Origin of the sequence: Streptomyces flaveolus (assembly GCF_014648815.1) — a bacterium.
Classification (GTDB): domain Bacteria; phylum Actinomycetota; class Actinomycetes; order Streptomycetales; family Streptomycetaceae; genus Streptomyces; species Streptomyces flaveolus.
Genome location: NZ_BMRV01000014.1, coordinates 13152 through 27926, shown reverse-complemented (window position 1 = coordinate 27926; position 14775 = coordinate 13152). Strand labels below are relative to the sequence as shown.

Here is a 14775-nt window from a genome sequence, read left to right as displayed (position 1 = left end):
CCGGTGAACTTCTTCCGTCACCGGCGCCTCCGCCTGCCCGCTCTCGCGTTGTTGATCGCCGCCGCAGGCTGCTCCTCAGCAGACGACAGCGTGTCGGCGGCGGTTCCCAGCCCGGACGCGAAGGTCACCAAGCTGTGTCAGAACCTGGACAAGGCGCTGCCGTCGACGGTGGACGGCCTGAACCGTGAGGATCCCGAGCCCGCCTCCAGGCTGACGGCGGGCTGGGGAAACCCGCTGATCATACTGCGCTGCGGGGTGCAGCGGCCCCCGGAGATGAACGATCCGGAGGCCGACGGCGTCGAGGTCGACGGTGTGGGCTGGCAGCTGCAGAAACAGGAGAACGGGGCGTTCCGGTTCACCACGACGCTGCGTGAGGCGTATGTCGAGGTGACCATCCCCAAGGACCGTGCCGGGCGCGGGATGGCGCCGTTGGTCGACCTCGCCCCCGCAGTGAAGAAGGCGATCCCCGAGGGGATCGCCTTCTGAGACAGCCTGGGACAGCGGGGTCGGTCGTGGGTCAGCGAAGGCCCGTGGACCGCCGCAGCGCCGCCTGGACCAGCCGGTCCACCAGCTCCGCGTAGCCGACGCCGGTGGCCTCCCACATCTTCGGGTACATCGAGATCGGCGTGAAGCCGGGCATCGTGTTGATCTCGTTGATCACGAACTCGCCGTCCTCGGTGAGGAAGAAGTCCGCGCGCACCAGCCCCTCGCAGGAGGCGGCGTCGAACGCCCCGACGGCGAGGCGCTGGACCTCGGCGGTCTCCTCGGGCGTCAGCGGGGCGGGCACGACACCGGGCGTGGAGTCGATGTACTTGGCCTCGAAGTCGTAGTACGCGTGCGCCGACGGCGGCGGGATCTCGGCGGGGACGGACGCCCGGGGACCGTCCTCGAACTCCAGCACCCCGCACTCGATCTCCCGGCCGCGCAGGGTCGCCTCGACCAGGATCTTCGGGTCGTGACGGCGGGCCTCCTCGATCGCCTCGTCGAGCCCGGCGAGGTCGTCGACCTTGGTGATGCCGATCGAGGAACCCGCGCGGGCGGGCTTCACGAACAGCGGCCAGCCGTGCTCGCCGGCGAATTCCACGATCTTCCTGCGGGCGCCGGAACGGTCCTGCTCCCACTCCCGGGGCCGGATCACCACGTACGGGCCGACCTTCAGCCCGTAGGAGGTGAACACCGCCTTCATGTACTCCTTGTCCTGGCCGACGGCCGAGGCGAGCACGCCCGAGCCGACGTACGGCACGCCGGAGAGCTCCAGCAGGCCCTGCAGGGTGCCGTCCTCGCCGTAGGGGCCGTGCAGCACGGGGAAGACGACGTCGACCTCGCCCAGCGCCTTGGGCACGGAGCCGGGTTCGCTGTAGACGACTTCGCGGTTGGCGGGGTCGACGGGGAGCACCACGGTGCCCTCGGTCGAGTCGGCGAGCTGGTCGACGCTCGGGGTGCGCCGTTCGGTGATCGCCATGCGCTCCGGCTCGTCGGCGGTGAGCGCCCAGCGGCCGTCCTGGGTGATGCCGATCGGCAGGACGTCGTACTTCGTCCGGTCGATGGCCGCGAGGACGGCGCCGGCGGTGACCACGGAGATCCCGTGTTCGGAGCTGCGCCCGCCGAACACGACGGCCACACGCGGTTTGCGACGCGGCTGCTCGGGGCTCTGGGGGAGGTTCTCGGTGCTCATATCGCGTTGAGAGTACCCGCCCGCAGTGCCGCGAGACAGCGTCGGCGGGGCCGCGTGGCGCCGGTGGCGCCCGGGTGCCGGTCCGGCGTCGCTCAGCGTCGTTCGGGCTTCGCGCTGCGCGACATCAGCTCCTTGACCGCGACCACCGGAGGCTTGCCCTCGTGCACGATGGCGACGACCGTCTCGGTGATCGGCATGTCGACGCCGTGCCGGCGGGCCAGATCCAGCACCGACTCGCAGGACTTGACGCCCTCGGCGGTCTGCTTGGTGACCGCGACGGTCTCCTCCAGGGTCATGCCCCGGCCGAGGTTGGTGCCGAAGGTGTGGTTGCGGGACAGCGGCGAGGAGCAGGTCGCCACCAGGTCGCCGAGACCGGCGAGTCCGGAGAAGGTCAGCGGGTCGGCGCCGAGGGCGACACCGAGCCGCGTGGTCTCGGCGAGGCCGCGCGTGATGAGCGACCCCTTGGCGTTGTCGCCGAGGCCCATGCCGTCCGCGATGCCGACGGCCAGGCCGATCACGTTCTTCACGGCGCCGCCGAGCTCGCAGCCGATGACGTCGGTGTTGGTGTACGGGCGGAAGTACGCGGTGTGGCAGGCGGTCTGGAGCCGCTGGGCGACCGCCTCGTCGGGGCAGGCGACCACGGCGGCGGCCGGCATGCGGGCGGCGATCTCGCGGGCCAGGTTGGGGCCGGTGACCACGGCGATGCGCTCGGCGGCGACCTTGGCGACGTCCTCGATGACCTCGCTCATCCGCATCGCTGAGCCGAGTTCGACGCCCTTCATCAGCGACACCAGGACAGTGCCGGGTGCCAGCAGGGGCGTCCAGTCGGCGAGGTTGGCGCGCAGGGTCTGCGAGGGGACCGCGAGGACGGTGAAGTCGGCGCCGCGCGCGGCCTCGGCGGCGTCGGTCGTGGCCCGCAGGTTCTCGGGGAGTTCGACGCCGGGCAGGTAGTCCGGGTTGGTCCGGGTGGAGTTGACGGCGTCGGCGAGTTCGGCGCGGCGCCCCCACAGGGTCACGTCGCATCCGGCGTCGGCGAGGACCGTGCCGAAGGCGGTGCCCCACGATCCGGTGCCGAAGACGGCCGCCTTGACGGGGTTGCTCACGTGCCCTGCCCTTCTGCCTGCTTCCCCTGCGGCGCCTGTGCCTGCGCCGCCTGTGCCTCTGCCTGTGCCGCCCGTGCCTGTGCCTGTGCCGCCCGTGCCTGTGCCTGCGTCCGGCGCCGCTGCTCGATCCGCTCGCGGCGCGGGTCGTAGGGGGTCTCGGGCGCCTTCTCGCCGCGGATCTCCTCCAGCTGGCGGGTGACGGCGGCCATGATGACCTCCGTGGCCTCCTTCAGCAGGTCCGCGGTCATCTCCTTGTCGTAGAAGCGCGACAGGTCGACCGGGGGCCCCGCCAGCACGCGGTGGGTCTTGCGCGGCAGCAGGTTGGGCTTCTTGGCGTACGGGGGCAGCAGTTCGTTGCAGCCCCACTGGGCGACCGGGATCACCGGGCACTTGGTCTGCAGGGCGACGCGCGCGGCACCGGTCTTCGCGGTCATCGGCCAGCCGTCGGGGTCGCGGGTGAGGGTGCCCTCGGGGTAGAAGGCGACGCACTCGCCGCGCTCCACGGCGTCGATCGCGGCCCGGAAGGCGCTGAGCGCGTCCGTGCTCTCGCGGTAGACGGGGATCTGCCCGGTGCCGCGCATCGCGGCACCGACGAATCCCTTCCGGAAAAGGCCGCTCTTCGCGAGGAATCGCGGCACGCGACCGGTGTTGTACTGGTAGTGCGCGTACGCGAAGGGGTCGACGTGCGAATTGTGGTTCACGGCGGTGATGAATCCACCGTCGGCCGGCATGTTCTCCATTCCCCGCCAGTCCCGCTTGATCAGAACCACCAGCGGCGGTTTGCAGATCACCGCGGCGAAGCGGTACCAGAAGCCGATTCTGCGGCGGGGCACGCGGACACCTTTCCTCCAGGGCCTGGGGCCGGACAAGTGTCGCCCCGGGCCGCCCGTCTGTCGAGAACACCGTACGCCCCGGCGAGTGGACCGCCAGATCCCCCAGGTGACAATGGCGGCGACGAGAGAAGGACGGAACGCCCGTGCAGTGGACCTTGGTCGTGCCCGTGAAGACCCTCGCCCGGGCCAAGAGCAGACTGGCCGACACCGCGGACGACGGGGTGCGGCCGGGCCTCGCGCTGGCGTTCGCGCAGGACACCGTGGCGGCCGCGCTGGCCTGCCCGGCGGTGGCGGATGTGGCAGTCGTCACGGACGACGTCCGGGCGGGCCGCGCCCTGGCGAACCTGGGCGCCCGGGTCGTTCCGGACGAGCCGGGCGACGGTCTGAACGCCGCCCTGGCGCACGGGGCGGCGGCCGTACGGTCGGCCCGCCCCGAAAGCCCGGTGGCCGCGCTGAATGCCGATCTTCCCGCTTTGCGGCCGGCGGAATTGACGCGGGTACTGGGGGCGGCCGCACAATTCCGGCGTGCTTTTCTCCCGGATGCGGCGGGAATCGGAACGACTTTGCTGACCGCCGCGCCGGGCCGTGAATTGGCCCCCGCATTCGGTCCGGATTCCCGGACCCGCCACCGCGCGTCCGGCGCGGTGGAACTGCGTCTCGACGCGGTGGATTCCGTCCGGCAGGACGTCGACACCGGCGGCGACCTGCGGACCGCGCTGGCGCTGGGGGTGGGACCTCATACGGCCGCGGTGGCGGCGCGGTTGCTGATCGCCGGGCAGTAGGCTGCGGACATGCAGGCGACCGCATACACGTACGACCCCGACAGCCGCAGCGGGCAGGTACTGCTCGACGACGGCACCCCGGTGCCCTTCGACGCCGCGGCGTTCGACGCGGGGGGTCTCCGGCTGCTGCGGCCCGGGCAGCGGGTGCGCGTCGAGACCGAGGGGTCGGGCGCGGACCGCCGGATCACGCTGGTGACGCTCCACACGTTCTGACCGGCCGGGCGCCGTACGGCCCCGGACACGCCGCGGGCCGGACTCCCGAGGGAGTCCGGCCCGGCGCGTGGGTGCCCCTGTGCCCTGTGCCCGTTACTTCTTGCGGGCGGTGGCCTTCTTGGCGGTGGTCTTGCGGGCGGTCGACTTCTTGGCAGGGGCCTTCGTGGCCGTCGCCTTCTTCGCGGGGGCCTTCTTGGCCGTCGTCTTCTTCGCCGCGGCCGTGGTGCTCTTGGCGGCGGACTTCTTGGCGGGGGCCTTCTTCGCCGTCGTCGCCTTGGCGGCGCCGGCGGTCTTCTTGGCCGTCGTCTTCTTGGCCGCCGCGCTGGTCTTCTTCGCCGCGCCCGTGGCCTTCTTCGCCGCACCGGTCGCCTTCTTGGCGGCGGCCTTCTTGCCCGCGGCCTTGGAGATGGTGGGCGGCGGGCCGGACAGGCTGCCCTTGGGGGCCTTCTTGACCGCGATGTCGTTCTTCGGGAGCTTCTTCGAGCCGCTCACCAGGTCCTTGAAGCCCTGACCCGCGCGGAAGCGCGGCACCGAGGTCTTCTTGACCCGAACCCGCTCGCCCGTCTGGGGGTTGCGGGCGTAGCGGGCCGGACGGTCGACCTTCTCGAAGGAACCGAAGCCGGTGACCGAGACCCGGTCCCCCGCGACCACCGCACGGACGAGGGCGTCCAGGACCGCGTCGACAGCGTCGGCGGCCTGCTGCCTGCCACCGAGCTTGTCGGCAATCGCTTCTACGAGCTGCGCCTTGTTCACGTCTTCCCCTTCGGAGACATCGCCAGAACGAATGTGTTCAAGCCTTTTCGCACGTTAGGCAGATATATACCGCAAATCAAACACGAAACGGGCTAATCACCCTTGTGCCGCAACGGACTCGGCGGTCTCGGCCTGTTCAGCGTTCCTCGTCGGGGAATCGACCCTCGTCGAGGTCCGCGGTGAACCGGTCCAGACGCCTTGCCGCACCGGCGAGATCGTGTTTGGCCGCGGCCGTAATGACCAGCAGCTTCCGGGTCAGCGCCATCCGTACGCCCTCCGGGACTTGCAGTGCGCGCACTCTTGTGTGCGCTTCTTTCAGCCGGATCGCGACCGCCGCATAGAGCTCGAGTTGGCCGTCGTGTTCCATGCACAGATTGTGCCATCTGGGGCGAGTTGTCGCCTGCGCAGGGGGCAACTGCCGCCCCGAACGGCCATCCGGGCACCTGCGGAGTGCAAGGTTCCACACCTCGTCTACCCCACCAATCACAGCCGTAACGTGGGAAGTTGAGCTTTCGACCGACGGCTTCGAGCCCGCACCGGGCCCGGACACGGCCGTACCCCCGATCGGGCTGATCGGGGGTACGGAGGGGGCGTTGAGTGGCCGAAACTCGACCTTGTGCGCGACCGGAGGGGCCGCGGGTCAGACCTGGAGCGTCTGCGGCTTGTACGACGGGCGCTTCGCCTCGTAGGCGGCGATGTCGGCCTCGTTCTGGAGGGTGATCGAGATGTCGTCCAGCCCGTTCAGCAGCCGCCAGCGGGAGTTCTCGTCCAGCTCGAAGGAGGCGGTGATGCCCTCGGCGCGCACCTCGCGGGCCTCGAGGTCGACGGTGATCTCGGCCTCGGGGTCCTTCTCCGTGAGCTCCCACAGCGCGTCCACGATCTTCTGGTCGATGACCACCGTGAGCAGGCCGTTCTTCAGCGAGTTGCCGCGGAAGATGTCGGCGAAGCGGGACGAGATCACGGTCTTGAAGCCGTAGTTCTGCAGCGCCCAGACGGCGTGCTCGCGCGAGGAGCCGGTGCCGAAGTCGGGGCCGGCGACCAGGACGGTCGCGCCCTGCCGCTCGGGCTGGTTGAGGATGAAGGACGGGTCCTTGCGCCAGGCCTCGAACAGCCCGTCCTCGAATCCGTCCCGCGTCACCTTCTTGAGCCAGTGGGCGGGGATGATCTGGTCGGTGTCCACGTTGCTGCGGCGCAGCGGGACGGCCCGGCCGGTGTGCGTGGTGAATGCTTCCATGACTCTCAGACTCCAGCGGGCGTGGGGGCGTCGGCGGACAGGTCGGCCGGGGAGGCCAGGTGGCCCAGTACGGCCGTCGCGGCCGCGACCTGCGGCGACACCAGGTGGGTGCGGCCGCCCTTGCCCTGCCGCCCCTCGAAGTTGCGGTTGGAGGTGGACGCGGAGCGCTCACCCGGGGCCAGCTGGTCCGGGTTCATGCCCAGACACATCGAGCAGCCCGCGTGCCGCCACTCGGCGCCGGCCTCCTTGAAGACGACGTCCAGGCCCTCGGAGACGGCCTGCAGGCCCACCCGCGCGGAGCCGGGGACGACCAGCATCCGTACGCCGTCGGCGACTTTGCGGTCCCGGACGATCTCGGCGGCGGCGCGCAGGTCCTCGATGCGGCCGTTGGTGCAGGAACCTACGAAGACGGTGTCCACCTTGATGGAGCGCAGCGGCTGGCCAGCCTCCAACCCCATGTACTCCAGGGCCTTTTCGGCGGCGAAGCGCTCCGAGGCGTCTTCGTACGAAGCCGGGTCGGGGACGGCGGCGGAAAGCGGCGCGCCCTGGCCCGGGTTGGTGCCCCAGGTGACGAACGGCGACAGCTCGGCGGCCTCGATGACGACCTCGGCGTCGAACTCGGCGTCGTCGTCGGTGCGCAGCGTCTTCCAGTACTCGACGGCCGCGTCCCAGTCCGCGCCCTCGGGGGCGTGCGGGCGTCCCTGGAGGTAGGCGAAGGTGGTCTCGTCGGGGGCGATCATGCCCGCGCGGGCGCCGGCCTCGATCGACATGTTGCAGATGGTCATCCGGGCCTCCATCGAGAGCTTCTCGATGGCCTCGCCGCGGTACTCCAGGATGTAGCCCTGGCCGCCGCCGGTGCCGATCTTCGCGATGATCGCGAGGATCAGGTCCTTGGCCGTGACCCCGTCCGGCAGCTCACCGTTGACGGTGATCGCCATGGTCTTCGGGCGGGCCATGGGCAGCGTCTGGGTGGCGAGCACGTGCTCGACCTGGGAGGTGCCGATGCCGAACGCCAGCGCGCCGAAGGCGCCGTGCGTGGAGGTGTGCGAGTCACCGCAGACCACGGTGGTGCCGGGCTGGGTCAGACCCAGCTGCGGGCCGACGACGTGCACGACGCCCTGCTCGACGTCGCCCAGCGGGTGCAGCCGGACGCCGAAGTCCGCGCAGTTCTTGCGGAGCGTCTCCAGCTGTGCCCGGGAGACCGGGTCCGCGATGGGCTTGTCGATGTCCAGCGTGGGGGTGTTGTGGTCCTCGGTGGCGATGGTCAGGTCGAGCCGGCGCACCGGGCGGCCGCTCTTACGGAGGCCGTCGAAGGCCTGCGGGCTGGTCACCTCGTGCAGCAGGTGCAGATCGATGAAGAGGAGGTCGGGCTCGCCCTCGGCGCGCCGGACGACGTGGTCGTCCCAGACCTTCTCCGCGAGTGTCCTACCCATCGCTTTCCCTCCGGTCGGCGACAACGCGCCGACCCAACTAGAGATCTTGAGGAGGCAGCGCCCTCACCCCTGATTCCGGGCAACCGCCGCCAGGCCCTTTCGTCACGGGCCGTTTGTGACTTCGTGCCATCAAGAGTGGCGGGTTCCACGGAAAATTGAACTTGCGTTTCACAGAGTGAGACGGGAGTATCGTTGCATGGACAACAGTAGCGGCGTCGGCGTTCTGGACAAGGCGGCCCTCGTCCTGAGCGCTCTGGAGTCCGGTCCGGCCACCCTCGCGGGGTTGGTCGCGGCGACCGGACTGGCACGACCCACGGCCCACCGCCTGGCCGTGGCGCTGGAACACCACCGTATGGTGGCGCGCGACATGCAGGGCCGTTTCATTCTCGGCCCCCGCCTGGCCGAACTGGCCGCGGCGGCCGGCGAGGACCGTCTGCTCGCCACGGCGGGCCCGGTGCTCACCCACCTCCGTGACGTCACGGGCGAGAGCGCCCAGCTCTACCGCCGCCAGGGCGACATGCGCATCTGCGTGGCGGCGGCCGAGCGCCTGTCGGGCCTGCGGGACACCGTCCCGGTCGGCTCCACGCTCACCATGAAGGCCGGCTCCTCGGCGCAGATCCTGATGGCCTGGGAGGAGCCCGAGCGGCTGCACCGCGGCCTGCAGGGGGCCCGCTTCACGGCGACGGCGCTGTCCGGCGTCCGCCGCCGGGGCTGGGCCCAGTCCATCGGCGAGCGGGAGCCCGGCGTCGCGTCCGTCTCCGCTCCGGTGCGTGGCCCCTCCAACCGCGTGGTGGCCGCCGTCTCGGTCTCCGGTCCCATCGAGCGCCTGACCCGCCACCCGGGCCGGATGCACGCCCAGGCGGTCATCGACGCCGCCGGCCGTCTCTCCGAGGCCCTGCGCCGCACCGGCTGACGCACCCCGCCGGCATCCGACCGGGAAGGGCCCGCCTCAACGCCGCGGCAGGCCCTCCCCCGGTCTCACGCCTCCCGCGAGGCGGCTTTCCCGGGGTCCGCCTTCTCCCGCGACCGGTACGCGAACCGGTCCCGCGCGCGCCTGCCCCGCTCCTCGACCGGCACCTGCCCGTGGGCCGCCGCGAGCCCGAAGGCCGGCATGTCGGCGTAGACCGACTCGTACGACCCCTCGGGCACGACGTACGCCTCGTGCCACAGCCCCACGTGCTGCCGCACCTTCCCCGCCCGCTCCTTGCGGTTGACGACCGCCCAGGCCCGGTGGTGGAACATGTCGGGCGAGTGCGCGTAGCGGTAGAGCTTGTTCTTGGACTCCCAGTACTGGACGACGTAGTACGTGCGCGGCGACGCCGTCAGCAGGACGTACCCCAGGAGCCCCTGGTCCGGGGCCTTCTTCAGCTCGCGCAGCATGCGGAGCATGGCGAGGAGGACCGGCAGCCAGTGGTGCACCGCCCAGAACCGGTTGATCCTCATGCCGATCAGCAGGACGGTCACCTCCCCCTCGGCGGCGGCGGTGGTACGGCCCGCGGTGACGGACTGGCCAGGCATGGCGCCTCCCCGTGTTGGTGAGCGGCACTGTCCAGTGCCCCATGCTTGGATAGTGGCGGTATCCGATGAAAGGCGCAAGGGATGCGACTGGCCGATCTGAGCAAGCGCAGCGGGGTCTCCACCGCGACGATCAAGTACTACCTGCGCGAGGGCCTGTTGCCGCCGGGCCGGCAGGTCAACGCGACGACGGCCGAGTACGGCGAGGAACATCTGCGCCGGTTGCGTCTGGTGCGGGCGCTGATCCAGGTGGGCAAGGTGCCGGTGGCGACCGCGCGGGAGGTGCTCGGGCACGTCGACGACGACTCCCTGGGCCGCTCGATCCGGCTGGGGGCGGCCCTGTGGGCGCTGCCGCAGGACCCCGAGCCGGACGAGGAGGACCCGGCCGTGGTGGCGGCGCGGGCGGAGGTGGACCGCCTGCTGGAGATGCTGGGCTGGGAGACCGCGCGGGAACTGGCGCCCCTCTCCCCGGTGCACCGCTCGCTGGTGGTGGCGGTGGCCGCGCTGCGGCGGCTGGACTTTCCGTGGGACGCGGAACTGATGGCGCCGTACGGGGAGTTGATGCACGAGGTGGCCCGGCGGGACCTGGACTTCATGGAGAGCCGGGCCTCGGAGGAGGAGAGGGTCGAGCTGGCGGTCGCGGCGGCGGTGCTCTTCCAGCCCGTGCTGCGGGCGCTGCACCGGCTGGCCCAGGAGGAGGAGTCGGCGCGGCGGTACGGCATCGAATGAACGCCGAAGGGGGCTCCCGCTTGCGCGGGAGCCCCCTTGGGACTCGTACCCCCGACCGGATTCGAACCGGCGCTACCGCCTTGAGAGGGCGGCGTGCTAGGCCGCTACACAACGGGGGCATGGACGCTGCGTTTCCGCAGGTCCGAGCTGGTCTACCTGGACTCGAACCAAGACTAACTGAACCAGAATCAGTCGTGCTGCCAATTACACCATAGACCAATGATGGTTTAGACCAGTCAGTACCCCCGACCGGATTCGAACCGGCGCTACCGCCTTGAGAGGGCGGCGTGCTAGGCCGCTACACAACGGGGGCCCTAGCGATCCTGCATCGAAGTCAGCGGGAGCTACCCTTGCTGTCCTCGCGGGAAGGATCTGTACCCCCGACCGGATTCGAACCGGCGCTACTGCCTTGAGAGGGCAGCGTGCTAGGCCGCTACACAACGGGGGCTTTGCGGATGGTCTCCGCGATGCAGATGAGCTCTGCGAGCTGGCCTACCTGGACTCGAACCAAGACTAACTGAACCAGAATCAGTCGTGCTGCCAATTACACCATAGGCCACTGGAACGCAAGCCCCTGCGGGGATCTTGTTCTAGCGTTGCGCTTCCGGTTTCCGGCCTTTCGGCCCGCTCCCCGGCGGCGCAGGAAGAACATTACCTGAAGGTGGACGGGGCTCCAAAACGGGTATCGGCGCGGAGGAGCGCGGGGAGTTCGGAGAGGGACGCGATACGGCGCGGCCCGGCGGGCGGGTCGACGGTCGCGTAGGCGCCGCCGCGGTCGATCCAGACCGACAGCAGGCCGGCGTCGTGGGCGCCGCGTCCGTCGATCTCCGGGTGGTCGCCGACGTAAGCGACCTGGTCAGGGGCCAGCGACAGGGCCTCACAGGCCGCCAGGAAGGCGCCGGGCTCGGGCTTGGAGACGCCCAGCTCGGCGGCGCACAGGATCGCCTCGAAACGGTCGTGCACGCCGAGGACCCGCAGCTTGCGGTCCTGGACGGTCAGACTGGAGTTGGACAGCACGGCGTGTCGGTGGCTGGCGGAGAGGGCGTCGAGGACCGGCAGGACGTCGGGGAAGAGGGACCAGGCGGCCTCGTAGTGCGTGACGTAGCGCTGGAACCAGTCGTCGGCCTCGGCGTCCGTCAGGTCCGGGCGGCCCAGGAAGACCCGGGTGCGGTCGCGCCGCTGTGTGACGAAGTCCACCTCGCCGGCGGAGAAGCGGGCCCACTGCCGGTCGGTGATCTCGCGCCAGCGCACGAGGGCCTCCTCGGCCGACCCGTACCCGGCGAGCAGGCCCTCGGCCACCAGGTGGGCGCGCATGCCCTCGCGGTCGGCGGTGGTGTAGTCGAAGAGGGTGTCGTCGACGTCCCAGACCACGGCGCGAATGCTCATGATCCGACGGTAACGCGGGGTACCGGGGCGTGTCGGGCGATCGGGCCGCGCGGGCCGGTCAGACCAGGGCGTCGGACGCGGCCGGGGCCACGAAGAAGTCGGTGACGAAGCATGTGACCTCGCCGTCGGCGCAGCGGCCCGTCCAGGTGGGATAGGCCCCGTCGCCCCAGCCCGAGGTGAAGGCGGCCAGGGTGTGCCCGGTGCCGGGGGACGTGACGAGGTGGGGCCCCTCCGACCACTCACTGTCCTCGAAGGCGTCCCACAGCGGCCCCTCGTCCTCCTGCGCCTCGGGGAAGCCCTCTTCGGCCGAGGCGTCGTAGAAGCAGCCGGTGCCGGCGTCGACGCCGTAGCCGTAGAACTCGTCGTCGCCGAGGTCGGCCGGGTCCTGGCCGGGGCGCAGGGCCAACTCCCAGGTCACGGTGGGTTCGTCGCGGATGACCAGGCGTGCCGCCGCCACCCGGCGGTGGGGGCGGCCGGACGGGGCTTCGCCGGGGCGGGTGAGGGTGGCGACGGCGGCCTCGACGCGGTAGCGGCCGGGGGCGACCGTGACCGTGAAGGGCTCGATGTCCCCGGTGCCGAGGTACACGAAGGGGTCGCAGGCGACGATCCGGCCGGTGGGCAGGTCCAGCTCGCCGCCGTCGGCCACGTGGATCACGCCGGTGGTCCCGGAGGGGTGGCTGAACGTGCTGCCCGGCGTGAACAGCCAGGTGTAGTCGTTAGGGGACATCGGCATGACGGCGCGCCTTCCATGATCAAGGAACTCAGTGGGTCGAACCGTAGCCGGACCCACCGACATCGGCGCCGACGGCGAAGGGGCGGCACCCGGTCCGGGTGCCGCCCCTCGCGCGGGTACGGGCGTTACGCCGCGAGCCTCGCCAGCGCCGCGTCGATGCGGGCCAGCGCCTTCTCCTTGCCCAGGACCTCAAGGGACTCGAAGAGGGGCAGGCCGACCGTGCGGCCGGTGACGGCGACGCGGACGGGGGCCTGGGCCTTGCCGAGCTTGAGGCCGTGGGCCTCGCCGGCGGACAGGACGGCCTCCTTGAGGGACTCCGGGGACGTCCAGTCGGCCGCGTCCAGCTTCTCGCGGGCCGTGCTCAGCAGGGCGTCCGAGCCCTCCTTCATGGCCTTGGCCCAGCTGGCCTCGTCGAAGACCGGCTCCGGCAGGAAGAGGAAGTCGACGTTGTCCGTGATCTCGGAGAGGACCTTCAGACGGGTCTGCGCGTGCGGCGCGATGGCCTGCCACTTGGCCTCGTCGAAGTCCTCGGGCGCCCAGGGTGCGGCGGGGGCCTTCAGCCAGGGGCGGCAGCGCTCGGTGAAGTCCTTCACCTCGAGCATGCGGATGTGGTCGGCGTTGATCGCCTCGCACTTCTTCAGGTCGAAGCGGGCCGGGTTGGGGTTCACGTCGGAGATGTCGAAGGCGGCGACCATCTCGTCGATCGTGAAGATGTCCTGGTCGGCGGAGAGCGACCAGCCGAGCAGGGAGAGGTAGTTGAGCAGGCCCTCCGGGAGGAAGCCGCGCTCGCGGTAGAGGTTGAGGCTCGACTGCGGGTCGCGCTTGGAGAGCTTCTTGTTGCCCTCGCCCATCACGTACGGCAGGTGCCCGAAGGCCGGGATCTCCTTGGCGACGCCGAGCTCGATCAGCGCCTTGTACAGGGCGATCTGGCGGGGGGTGGAGGAGAGCAGGTCCTCGCCGCGCAGGACGTGGGTGATCTCCATCAGGGCGTCGTCGACCGGGTTGACCAGCGTGTAGAGAGGCGCACCGTTGGCGCGGACGATGCCGTAGTCCGGGACGTTCTCCGGGAGGTACGTGATCTCGCCGCGGACCAGGTCGGTGAAGGTGACCGTCTCGTCGGGCATCCGGAAGCGGACGATCGGCTCGCGGCCCTGGGCCCGGTACTCCTCGACCTGCGCGGCGCTCAGGTCGCGGCAGTGGCCGTCGTAGCCGGAGGGCTTGCCGGCGGCGCGGGCGGCCTCGCGGCGGGTGTCCAGCTCCTCCTGGGAGCAGTAGCAGTGGTAGGCGTGGCCGGCGTCGAGCAGCTTCCGGGCGACGTCCCGGTAGATGTCCATCCGCTGCGACTGGCGGTACGGCGCGTGCGGGCCGCCGACCTCGGGGCCCTCGTCCCAGTCGAAGCCCAGCCAGCGCAGCGAGTCGAGCAGCTGGTTGTACGACTCCTCGGAGTCGCGGGCCGCGTCGGTGTCCTCGATGCGGAAGACCAGCGTGCCCTGGTGGTGCTTGGCGAACGCCCAGTTGAACAGGGCGGTGCGGACCAGGCCCACGTGGGGGTTACCGGTGGGGGACGGACAGAATCGGACGCGTACGGGGGAGCCGGGTGCGCTAGCCACGCTTGACAACCTTGTTGGTGAGAGTGCCGATGCCTTCGATGGTGACGGCGACTTCGTCGCCGACGTTGAGGGGGCCGACTCCGGCCGGGGTGCCCGTGAGGATCACGTCGCCGGGGAGCAGCGTCATGGCCTCGGAGATGTTGACGATCAGGTCCGCGATGGGGTGGATCATCTCGCTGGTGCGGCCGAGCTGGCGCTGGGCGCCGTTGACCGTGAGCTGGATCGTCAGGTCGTCCGGGTCGAGGTCCGTCTCCACCCAGGGGCCGAGCGGGCAGGAGGAGTCGAAGCCCTTGGCGCGGGCCCACTGCTTCTCGCGGCGCTGCACGTCGCGGGCGGTGATGTCGTTGGCGCAGGTGTAGCCGAGGATGACGTCCTTGACGCGGTCGCGCGGGACCTCGCGGCACATGCGGCCGATGACGACGGCGAGCTCGGCCTCGTGGTGCAGTTCCTCGGAGAAGGAGGGGTACTGGATGGCGTCGCCGGGGCCGATGACCGAGGTGGACGGCTTGAAGAAGGCGAACGGGGCGTCGGGCACCTCGTTGCCGAGTTCGCGGGCGTGCTCCGCGTAGTTGCGGCCGAAGGCCACGACCTTGTTGGGGAGCACCGGCGGCAGCAGCCGTACCTTGCTCAGCGGCACCTTGGTGCCGGAGAGCTCGAAGTCCGCGAAGGGGATGCCCTTGATGATGTCGAGGACGAGCTCGTCCGGCTGGTCGCCCTCGACCGCGCCGAAGGCGACGTTTCCGTCGATGGAGAACCTGGCGATGCGCACGGGTGGT

17 protein-coding genes and 5 tRNA genes are annotated in these 14775 nt (G+C 70.7%); 5 read left to right on the top strand and 17 right to left on the bottom strand.

Going from position 1 to position 14775, the window contains the following annotated elements; all coding sequences use genetic code 11:
- Positions 1-3: 3 nt before the first annotated feature.
- On the top strand, positions 4-486 hold the full coding sequence (locus tag IEZ05_RS27950; protein ID WP_189233041.1) for a DUF3515 domain-containing protein: 483 nt from the start codon (positions 4-6) through the stop codon (positions 484-486).
- A 31-nt stretch (positions 487-517) separates the two neighbouring features.
- Here IEZ05_RS27950 and IEZ05_RS27945 read toward each other — a convergent pair whose 3' ends face one another.
- From IEZ05_RS27945 to IEZ05_RS27935, 3 genes are all read right to left on the bottom strand, one after another.
- Positions 518-1675, bottom strand: coding sequence for a D-alanine--D-alanine ligase family protein (locus IEZ05_RS27945; RefSeq protein WP_189233040.1), 1158 nt, complete (start codon positions 1673-1675; stop codon positions 518-520).
- A 92-nt stretch (positions 1676-1767) separates the two neighbouring features.
- Positions 1768-2778 carry an NAD(P)H-dependent glycerol-3-phosphate dehydrogenase gene (locus IEZ05_RS27940; RefSeq protein ID WP_189233039.1) on the bottom strand — a complete coding sequence of 337 codons (1011 nt, stop codon included), beginning with the start codon at positions 2776-2778 and terminating at the stop codon, positions 1768-1770.
- Positions 2775-3611 carry a lysophospholipid acyltransferase family protein gene (locus IEZ05_RS27935; RefSeq protein WP_189233038.1) on the bottom strand — a complete coding sequence of 279 codons (837 nt, stop codon included), beginning with the start codon at positions 3609-3611 and terminating at the stop codon, positions 2775-2777. The genes IEZ05_RS27940 and IEZ05_RS27935 overlap by 4 nt, the downstream gene beginning before the upstream one ends.
- A 143-nt stretch (positions 3612-3754) precedes the next feature.
- Here IEZ05_RS27935 and cofC point away from each other — a divergent pair, with 143 nt between their 5' ends.
- Together cofC and IEZ05_RS27925 are read left to right on the top strand one after the other, a co-directional pair.
- Positions 3755-4393 carry a 2-phospho-L-lactate guanylyltransferase gene (cofC, locus tag IEZ05_RS27930; RefSeq protein WP_189233037.1) on the top strand — a complete coding sequence of 213 codons (639 nt, stop codon included), beginning with the start codon at positions 3755-3757 and terminating at the stop codon, positions 4391-4393.
- Positions 4394-4402: 9 nt separating this feature from the next.
- Complete coding sequence (locus IEZ05_RS27925) at positions 4403-4606, top strand: hypothetical protein (protein WP_189233036.1); 204 nt, start codon at positions 4403-4405, stop codon at positions 4604-4606.
- A gap of 93 nt (positions 4607-4699) precedes the next feature.
- Here the strand turns inward: IEZ05_RS27925 and IEZ05_RS27920 are convergent, their stop codons facing one another.
- From IEZ05_RS27920 to leuC, 4 genes are all read right to left on the bottom strand, one after another.
- A complete protein-coding gene (locus tag IEZ05_RS27920; RefSeq protein ID WP_189233035.1) occupies positions 4700-5359 on the bottom strand; it encodes an HU family DNA-binding protein in 660 nt (219 codons plus the stop codon).
- Positions 5360-5495: 136 nt separating this feature from the next.
- Complete coding sequence (locus tag IEZ05_RS27915) at positions 5496-5726, bottom strand: SCO5555 family protein (RefSeq protein WP_189233034.1); 231 nt, start codon at positions 5724-5726, stop codon at positions 5496-5498.
- 273 nt (positions 5727-5999) lie between these two features.
- The gene (gene leuD, locus IEZ05_RS27910; protein WP_189233033.1) at positions 6000-6593 is read right to left on the bottom strand and encodes a 3-isopropylmalate dehydratase small subunit; all 594 of its coding nucleotides are present in this window, start codon (positions 6591-6593) and stop codon (positions 6000-6002) included.
- A 5-nt stretch (positions 6594-6598) separates the two neighbouring features.
- Entirely contained in the window at positions 6599-8026 is a 1428-nt protein-coding gene (leuC, locus tag IEZ05_RS27905; RefSeq protein ID WP_189233032.1) for a 3-isopropylmalate dehydratase large subunit, read from the bottom strand.
- Positions 8027-8222: 196 nt separating this feature from the next.
- Here leuC and ndgR point away from each other — a divergent pair, with 196 nt between their 5' ends.
- Complete coding sequence (gene ndgR, locus IEZ05_RS27900) at positions 8223-8939, top strand: IclR family transcriptional regulator NdgR (protein WP_010984119.1); 717 nt, start codon at positions 8223-8225, stop codon at positions 8937-8939.
- Between the two features lie 65 nt (positions 8940-9004).
- Here ndgR and IEZ05_RS27895 read toward each other — a convergent pair whose 3' ends face one another.
- Entirely contained in the window at positions 9005-9544 is a 540-nt protein-coding gene (locus tag IEZ05_RS27895; RefSeq protein ID WP_189233031.1) for a DUF4188 domain-containing protein, read from the bottom strand.
- Positions 9545-9625: 81 nt separating this feature from the next.
- On the opposite strand from IEZ05_RS27895, the gene IEZ05_RS27890 reads away from it, so the two are divergent.
- Positions 9626-10270 carry a MerR family transcriptional regulator gene (locus tag IEZ05_RS27890; protein ID WP_189233030.1) on the top strand — a complete coding sequence of 215 codons (645 nt, stop codon included), beginning with the start codon at positions 9626-9628 and terminating at the stop codon, positions 10268-10270.
- A 46-nt stretch (positions 10271-10316) separates the two neighbouring features.
- Here IEZ05_RS27890 and IEZ05_RS27885 read toward each other — a convergent pair.
- The 9 genes from IEZ05_RS27885 to IEZ05_RS27845 form a co-directional block, all read right to left on the bottom strand.
- Positions 10317-10389 (bottom strand) — tRNA-Glu (locus tag IEZ05_RS27885).
- A 28-nt stretch (positions 10390-10417) separates the two neighbouring features.
- A tRNA-Gln gene (locus tag IEZ05_RS27880) sits at positions 10418-10489 on the bottom strand.
- Between the two features lie 21 nt (positions 10490-10510).
- Positions 10511-10583, bottom strand: a tRNA-Glu gene (locus IEZ05_RS27875).
- Positions 10584-10645: 62 nt separating this feature from the next.
- A tRNA-Glu gene (locus IEZ05_RS27870) sits at positions 10646-10718 on the bottom strand.
- A 39-nt stretch (positions 10719-10757) separates the two neighbouring features.
- Positions 10758-10829, bottom strand: a tRNA-Gln gene (locus IEZ05_RS27865).
- 92 nt (positions 10830-10921) lie between these two features.
- Entirely contained in the window at positions 10922-11656 is a 735-nt protein-coding gene (locus tag IEZ05_RS27860; protein WP_189233029.1) for an HAD family hydrolase, read from the bottom strand.
- 58 nt (positions 11657-11714) lie between these two features.
- On the bottom strand, positions 11715-12389 hold the full coding sequence (locus tag IEZ05_RS27855; RefSeq protein ID WP_189233028.1) for a DUF4241 domain-containing protein: 675 nt from the start codon (positions 12387-12389) through the stop codon (positions 11715-11717).
- A gap of 125 nt (positions 12390-12514) precedes the next feature.
- Positions 12515-13999 carry a glutamate--tRNA ligase gene (gene gltX / locus IEZ05_RS27850; protein WP_189233027.1) on the bottom strand — a complete coding sequence of 495 codons (1485 nt, stop codon included), beginning with the start codon at positions 13997-13999 and terminating at the stop codon, positions 12515-12517.
- Positions 13992-14768 carry a fumarylacetoacetate hydrolase family protein gene (locus tag IEZ05_RS27845; protein ID WP_189233026.1) on the bottom strand — a complete coding sequence of 259 codons (777 nt, stop codon included), beginning with the start codon at positions 14766-14768 and terminating at the stop codon, positions 13992-13994. Before IEZ05_RS27845 ends, gltX begins: the two co-directional genes overlap by 8 nt.
- Positions 14769-14775: the final 7 nt, after the last annotated feature.

What these genes read in the sequence shown, in the direction of transcription:
- leuD (WP_189233033.1), bottom strand. Translation starts at nt 6,593, where the DNA reads ATGGAAGCATTCACCACGCACACCGGCCGGGCCGTCCCGCTGCGCCGC.
- IEZ05_RS27860 (WP_189233029.1), bottom strand. Translation starts at nt 11,656, where the DNA reads ATGAGCATTCGCGCCGTGGTCTGGGACGTCGACGACACCCTCTTCGAC.
- IEZ05_RS27890 (WP_189233030.1), top strand. Translation starts at nt 9,626, where the DNA reads ATGCGACTGGCCGATCTGAGCAAGCGCAGCGGGGTCTCCACCGCGACG.
- IEZ05_RS27945 (WP_189233040.1), bottom strand. Translation starts at nt 1,675, where the DNA reads ATGAGCACCGAGAACCTCCCCCAGAGCCCCGAGCAGCCGCGTCGCAAA.
- IEZ05_RS27915 (WP_189233034.1), bottom strand. Translation starts at nt 5,726, where the DNA reads ATGGAACACGACGGCCAACTCGAGCTCTATGCGGCGGTCGCGATCCGG.
- IEZ05_RS27895 (WP_189233031.1), bottom strand. Translation starts at nt 9,544, where the DNA reads ATGCCTGGCCAGTCCGTCACCGCGGGCCGTACCACCGCCGCCGCCGAG.
- leuC (WP_189233032.1), bottom strand. Translation starts at nt 8,026, where the DNA reads ATGGGTAGGACACTCGCGGAGAAGGTCTGGGACGACCACGTCGTCCGG.
- IEZ05_RS27925 (WP_189233036.1), top strand. Translation starts at nt 4,403, where the DNA reads ATGCAGGCGACCGCATACACGTACGACCCCGACAGCCGCAGCGGGCAG.
- ndgR (WP_010984119.1), top strand. Translation starts at nt 8,223, where the DNA reads ATGGACAACAGTAGCGGCGTCGGCGTTCTGGACAAGGCGGCCCTCGTC.
- IEZ05_RS27855 (WP_189233028.1), bottom strand. Translation starts at nt 12,389, where the DNA reads ATGCCGATGTCCCCTAACGACTACACCTGGCTGTTCACGCCGGGCAGC.